At 61.4% G+C, this 6,028-nt stretch carries 7 protein-coding genes; 3 read left to right on the top strand and 4 right to left on the bottom strand.

Annotated features, from left to right (window positions below):
- The 4 genes from carB to carA all read right to left on the bottom strand — a co-directional run.
- The coding region (gene carB, locus AAFM29_RS16465) for a carbamoyl-phosphate synthase large subunit (protein WP_341713838.1) at positions 1-1,176 on the bottom strand (1,176 nt) is incomplete at its 3' end.
- On the bottom strand, positions 1,176-1,478 hold the full coding sequence (locus AAFM29_RS16460) for a hypothetical protein (protein WP_341713837.1): 303 nt from the start codon (positions 1,476-1,478) through the stop codon (positions 1,176-1,178). The genes carB and AAFM29_RS16460, both read right to left, overlap by 1 nt.
- Complete coding sequence (locus AAFM29_RS16455) at positions 1,468-1,833, bottom strand: hypothetical protein (protein WP_341713836.1); 366 nt, start codon at positions 1,831-1,833, stop codon at positions 1,468-1,470. Before AAFM29_RS16455 ends, AAFM29_RS16460 begins: the two co-directional genes overlap by 11 nt.
- Positions 1,830-3,008 (bottom strand): glutamine-hydrolyzing carbamoyl-phosphate synthase small subunit, encoded by a 1,179-nt coding sequence (gene carA, locus AAFM29_RS16450; RefSeq protein ID WP_341713835.1) that lies wholly within the window; start codon positions 3,006-3,008, stop codon positions 1,830-1,832. Before carA ends, AAFM29_RS16455 begins: the two co-directional genes overlap by 4 nt.
- A 161-nt stretch (positions 3,009-3,169) precedes the next feature.
- On the opposite strand from carA, the gene AAFM29_RS16445 reads away from it, so the two are divergent.
- From AAFM29_RS16445 to AAFM29_RS16435, 3 genes are all read left to right on the top strand, one after another.
- The gene (locus AAFM29_RS16445; protein ID WP_341713834.1) at positions 3,170-3,622 is read left to right on the top strand and encodes a GatB/YqeY domain-containing protein; all 453 of its coding nucleotides are present in this window, start codon (positions 3,170-3,172) and stop codon (positions 3,620-3,622) included.
- Between the two features lie 83 nt (positions 3,623-3,705).
- Complete coding sequence (gene dnaG / locus AAFM29_RS16440) at positions 3,706-5,562, top strand: DNA primase (RefSeq protein WP_341713833.1); 1,857 nt, start codon at positions 3,706-3,708, stop codon at positions 5,560-5,562.
- A gap of 52 nt (positions 5,563-5,614) precedes the next feature.
- Positions 5,615-6,028, top strand: a 414-nt coding sequence (locus tag AAFM29_RS16435; RefSeq protein WP_341713832.1) for an RNA polymerase sigma factor region1.1 domain-containing protein, incomplete at its 3' end; no start/stop codon positions are given.

The raw sequence follows: 6,028 nt of genomic DNA, 5'->3' as shown, positions 1-6,028 counted from the left end.
CTCCTGGAAGCAGCGACCGATCGCCATGACCTCGCCGACTGACTTCATCGCGGTCGACAGCTCCGCCTTCGATCCCTTGAACTTCTCGAAGGCGAAGCGTGGGATCTTGGTCACAACATAGTCGATGGTCGGTTCGAAGCTTGCCGGAGTCGCGCCGGTGATCTCGTTCTGGATCTCGTCGAGCGTGTAGCCAACCGCCAGCTTCGCCGCGACGCGGGCAATGGGGAAGCCCGTGGCCTTGGATGCCAGCGCAGAGGACCGAGAGACGCGCGGGTTCATTTCGATCACGATCAGGCGGCCATCCTTCGGATTGACTGCGAACTGTACGTTCGAACCACCTGTTTCTACGCCGATTTCACGCAACACCTCAATCGAGGCCGTGCGCATGATCTGGTATTCCTTGTCGGTGAGCGTCAGCGCCGGCGCCACCGTGATCGAGTCACCGGTGTGCACACCCATCGGATCGACATTCTCGATCGAGCAGATGATGATCGCGTTGTCCTTGCGGTCGCGCACCACCTCCATCTCATATTCTTTCCAACCGAGGAGCGATTCCTCGATCAGAACCTCGGTGGTAGGCGATGCGTCGAGGCCTTCGCGGACGATCTTCTCGAACTCGGCCTTGTTGTAGGCGATGCCGCCGCCGGTCCCGCCAAGCGTAAAGCTGGGGCGGATGATCGAGGGGAGGCCGGTCATTTCGAGCACTGCAAAGGCCTCGTCGACCGTATTCGCAACGCCGCTGCGCGCACTTTCGAGGCCGATCTTGTCCATCGCCTCGCGGAAACGCTGGCGATTCTCGGCCTTGTCGATCGCATCGGCATTGGCGCCGATCATCTGGACGCCGAATTTCTCCAGCACACCCATCCGCTCGAGATCGAGCGCGCAATTGAGCGCGGTCTGCCCGCCCATGGTCGGCAGCAGCGCGTCGGGACGTTCCTTCTCGATGATCTTGGCGACTACCTCGGGCGTGATCGGCTCGACATAGGTCGCGTCGGCCATTTCCGGATCGGTCATGATCGTGGCGGGGTTGGAGTTGACCAAGACGACCCGGTATCCCTCCTCGCGCAGCGCCTTGATCGCCTGCGTGCCCGAATAGTCGAATTCGCAAGCCTGACCGATGATGATCGGCCCGGCGCCGATGACGAGGATCGAGGAGATGTCAGTGCGTTTAGGCATTAGCTTTGATTCTCGATGAGTGGTGGGTTTGGATTATTGAGCCACTGCCATTGCCAATCATGCATATGGCCTCCGACCATCATCGGGCTGACCTCGGTCAAAAGCATATAATTGCCAGCTAAAAACCCACGATATGAATTCAGCATCTGGGGATATTCAGCGCGTGACTTAATGATGAAAGTGCCAGGAAACGCGTGAAGATACTGATAGGTCAGCGCATTGGACTTAACGAACTCCAAGAGCCTCTGCGGTGTTGGATCAGTAGAAAATGGGTCATAATTCAAGAGGAAGTTACGAAGCATCATCGCCTCCCATTGCTGGGTTCGGCCGGACGGCTCCTGAGCCTTCAATCACTCTGACGCTTTTTGAATCGCCAATGGCGGGGGGCATCCGTTCGATAATGGCTCTTTGTTCGAGATGCCGTTCGGTGTGCAAACGGTCTCGATCAAAAAACGTAAAGAAAACTATCTGAAGCGCGGCCAATACTGGCCCCCCAATGAGAAGCCCTATTCCGAACTGCGCCGCATTGTCAGGACCGAAAATCAACAGCGCCAACCCAGCCGACATTGCAGCGAATGAAAGGAGCAGCGCCGGCGTTGTCGCGCTGCTTACCTTAGTCGAAACCTCGGCGTGTGTGACCATCGGATCTTGGTTCACCCCAGCATCCTCACGAATTTCTCGAACAGGTAGAAGCTGTCCTGCGGTCCAGGGCTCGCCTCGGGATGGTATTGCACGCCGAAAGCCTTCTTGCCCTTGATCGAAATGCCGCAATTGGTGCCGTCGAACAGCGAGACGTGCGTCTGCTCAACTTCGGGCGGCAGCGTGTCAGCATCGACTGCGAAGCCATGGTTCATGCTGGTGATCTCAACCAGTCCCTCGCTTGCGCCCCAGCCTCCGCCGACGCGCTGGACCGGATGGTTCGCGCCGCGGTGACCCTGGTGCATTTTTGCGGTTTTGGCCCCGGCGGCAAGGCCGAGCATCTGGTGGCCGAGGCAGATACCGAACAGCGGGATGTCCTGATCGAGCAGGCCCTTGATCACTGGCACAGCATATTCACCCGTAGCCGCTGGGTCACCCGGTCCGTTCGACAGGAACACGCCATCGGGCTTGAGCCGAAGGACGTCCTCCAGCGAAGTGCGCGCAGGCACCACGGTGACCTTGGCCCCCGCCTTCACCAGGTTTCGGAAGATATTGTCCTTCGCGCCATAGTCGATGGCGACGACGTGCGGGCGTGACGCGCCGCCTTCCGAATAGCCGAAGCCCAGTTGCCAATGCCCACCACGCCAGTCCTCCTGGCTGTCGCGGGTCACGCCGGGAACGAGGTCGAGCCCTTCAAGTCCGCTCCATCCGGCTGCCTGCTTCTTGAGCGCCTTGAGGTCGAATTCGCCGCGCGGGCTATGCGCGATGACCGCGTTGGGCGCGCCGTTCAGGCGAATACGGCGCGTCAATGCGCGTGTATCGATACCCGACAGGCCGATCTTGCCATGGGCCACGCACCAGTCGACAAATTCCTGCTGTGCGCGGAAATTCGATTGCGGGGTGATTTCCTGCCGCACTACCAGCCCGACCGCGCCGAGGCCGCGGCTCTCCACGTCTTCCTCGTTCGCGCCAACATTGCCGATATGCGGGAAGGTGAAGGTGACAATCTGGCTGTCGTAGGAGGGATCGGTCATCACCTCCTGGTACCCGGTCATTGCGGTGTTGAAGCAGACTTCACCCACCGCAGAACCGGTAGCGCCGAAGCCTTTACCCCAAATGGTCGTCCCGTCCGCAAATACGAGGACTCCAGTCGCGCCCTTGGGTTGCGCGTGCGAAAATGCGGACAGGGCCATGGGCTCTCCGAGTCAGGGGTTTCCGGCGATGTGTGCTAAGTCACTGCCGCTAGGGATGCCGACGAGTCCCGTCAACCCGCCTTTGTCCACAAGGCTTGGCTTTATCGCCCTTGGCCCTAAATGAGCGCACGAGTTCAATATCCAGCGACACAGGTAGATTCATGCTCCGCGAGACCATCCAGGCCGAAACCGTCACCGCTATGAAGGCAAAGGACAAGGATCGCACGGCCGCGCTCCGCCTGATCGGCGCGAAGATCAAGGATCGCGATATCGAGTTGCGCACGGCCGCCAAGAAGCCCGAAGACGACGAACTGGTAACCGACGTGCTGCTCAAGATGGCCAAGCAGCGCCGCGAATCGATCGAAATGTACGAGGCTGGCGGTCGGCAGGAGCTTGCCGACAAGGAAAAGGTCGAGCTGGCAGTCATCGAGGAATTCCTGCCCAGGCAAATGAGCGAGGAGGAAACCCGCGCCGCGATCGCTGCGATCAAGGCTGAGATCGGGGCCGAGGGCATGAAGGACATGGGCCGGTTGATGGGCGAGCTTAAGGGCCGTCACGGTGCGACGCTTGATATGAGCAAGGCCAGTGGGCTGGTGAAGGAAGCGCTTTCCTGAGCATATCGCCTGCGGACAAGCCTGTGGAGCTTCGAACCGCACGCTAGCCCTGCCCCCGTCCGACCTATAAGGTCTGTGACCTTATGGCCCTGTCACCCCAATGGCTCGACGAACTGCGCGCGCGGATTACCCTGTCCGCGGTGATCGGTCGTACCACGCGGCTGACCAAGGCCGGGCACGAGTTCAAGGCTTGTTGCCCGTTCCATAACGAGAAGACACCGAGCTTCTACGTCAACGACGCCAAGGGCTTCTACCACTGCTTTGGCTGCGAGGCGCATGGCGACGTGATCCGCTGGATGACCGACCAGCGCGGGCTGCCCTTCATGGATGCGGTCAAGGAACTGGCGGCTGAAGCCGGGATGGAAGTCCCCCGCCCTGATCCCCGTGAAGCCGAGCGGGCAGAGCGGCGCGCAAGCCTGCACGATGTTACCACCGCCGCGCAGGAGTGGTTCGAGCACAATCTGCGCGGTGCAGAGGGCGCCCATGCCCGCGCCTATTTGGGTCGCCGGGGGTTTTCCGAGGCGATCGTTCGGGAATTCGGCTTCGGCTTCGCACCCGAAGACCGGCAAGCGCTGAAACGCGCCCTCGCCCGCTTCGAGGAACCAATGCTGGTCGAATCCGGCATGCGGATCGCGGTTGAGGAGAAAGAGCCATACGACCGGTTCCGCGGGCGGCTGATGCTGCCGATCCACGATGCGCGCGGCCGCGTGATCGCTTTCGGTGGCCGCATCCTCGACGCTGATGTCAGCCCCAACGCACCGAAATACCTCAACAGCCCCGACACCCCGCTGTTCGACAAGGGGCGCACGCTCTACAATCTCCACCGCGCCGCGCCCGCAGCACGCCAGAGCGGACGGATGATTGTCGTCGAAGGCTATATGGATGCAATCGCCCTCGCCAATGCGGGCATTCGCGAAGCAGTTGCACCACTGGGCACCGCGCTGACGGAAAATCAGATCGAAATGCTCTGGCGCCAGGTCGAGCGACCGATTCTGTGTTTCGATGGCGATAACGCCGGCCAACGTGCCGCAATGCGGGCCATCCAGCGCGCACTGCCCTTGCTGCGACCCGGGCATTCGCTTGCGATCGTCAGACTGCCAGCAGGCCTCGACCCGGACGACCTCCTGCGCGAGCAAGGCGTCGCTGCGCTGGAGCGACTGCTGGGGGAGCCGGTCAGCCTGCTCGACATGCTGTGGGAGTTCGAGAAAGCGGCCGGACCACTCAACTCGCCCGAGGACAAGGCCGGGCTCAAGGCGCGGCTGATGGATCATGTCGAGGCGATCCAGCACCCCGATATCCGCGCGCTCTACAAGCGCGAACTGTCCGATCGTTTCTCGGCCTTCGCCTTCCCACCGCGCCCGCAGCGCGAATTCACCCCTCGTCGCGAGTGGAAGAAGGATGGTTGGAAACAACAGGCTCCTACGCTCGACCCACGCGCTGCAGACCGCTTGCGCCGCGCCATGTCCGGCGGAGCCCGCGACTCCCTTGGGCGAGCGGTGCTGGCCGGCCTGATGCGCTTCCCCGACCAGATCGCACGGCACGAACACGCCCTTTCGGACTTTGCCCGGCGTGACCAAAATGTCGGCCCTGCGATCGATTCGTTGCTGGAAGCAGCCGAGGCGCTTGATTTGCGCACACAATCGCCCATATCGCAGCTTCAAGGCCTGCCTGCCCCACCCGAGAAAGCTCATTTCGCCTTCCTTGATGAAGGCATCGACCCGGGTGATGCGCGCGAGGATTTGGCCGAGGCTGTGTCGCTGCTGGTCGAAAGGCCCGCGCTCGAATCCGCTTTGGCGGAGGCGACTGCGCGCTTCGAACGCGACCCGGAAGGTTCCATCGCCGAACAGGGCAGATTGCGCGAGCGCTTGCTGGCCCTTAACGAGCGATTGAAGCAGTTCGGGCGGCGCAAGGCTGCAGCGACTGGCGATTCGGATTCATGACCGCGGTGGGTGTCGGGCCCGGGTGCGGCGCAAGATTGGGTTGACTTAATTTATGGCCACCAAGTCGAAGTCCGGCGACAAGGACGACGCACCGCTGATCGATCTCAACGAGGCCTCGATCAAGAAGCTCATCAGCAAGGCAAAGAAGAAGGGCTACGTCACATATGACGAGCTCAACGACGCCTTGCCGCAGGGCGAGATGAGTTCCGACCAGATCGAAGACATCCAGTCGGCGCTGTCGGACATGGGCGTGCAGATCGTCGAGACCGATGAAGATGCCGAAGCTGCCGAAGAAGCCGATGGCGAAGTCGGTGAAATCGCCGCTGATGACAGCGACGACGATGACGACGACGATGATGATGACGGCAAGCCGGTAAAGAAGGCGGCCACCACCACCCGCAAACTCGCTGCGGGCGAGCGGACGGATGACCCTGTGCGCATGTACCTGCGCGAAATGGGTGCGGTC

It is taken from the genome of Erythrobacter sp., assembly GCF_038133525.1.
GTDB lineage: Bacteria > Pseudomonadota > Alphaproteobacteria > Sphingomonadales > Sphingomonadaceae > Qipengyuania.
This window is presented reverse-complemented; position numbering and strand designations above follow the sequence as displayed.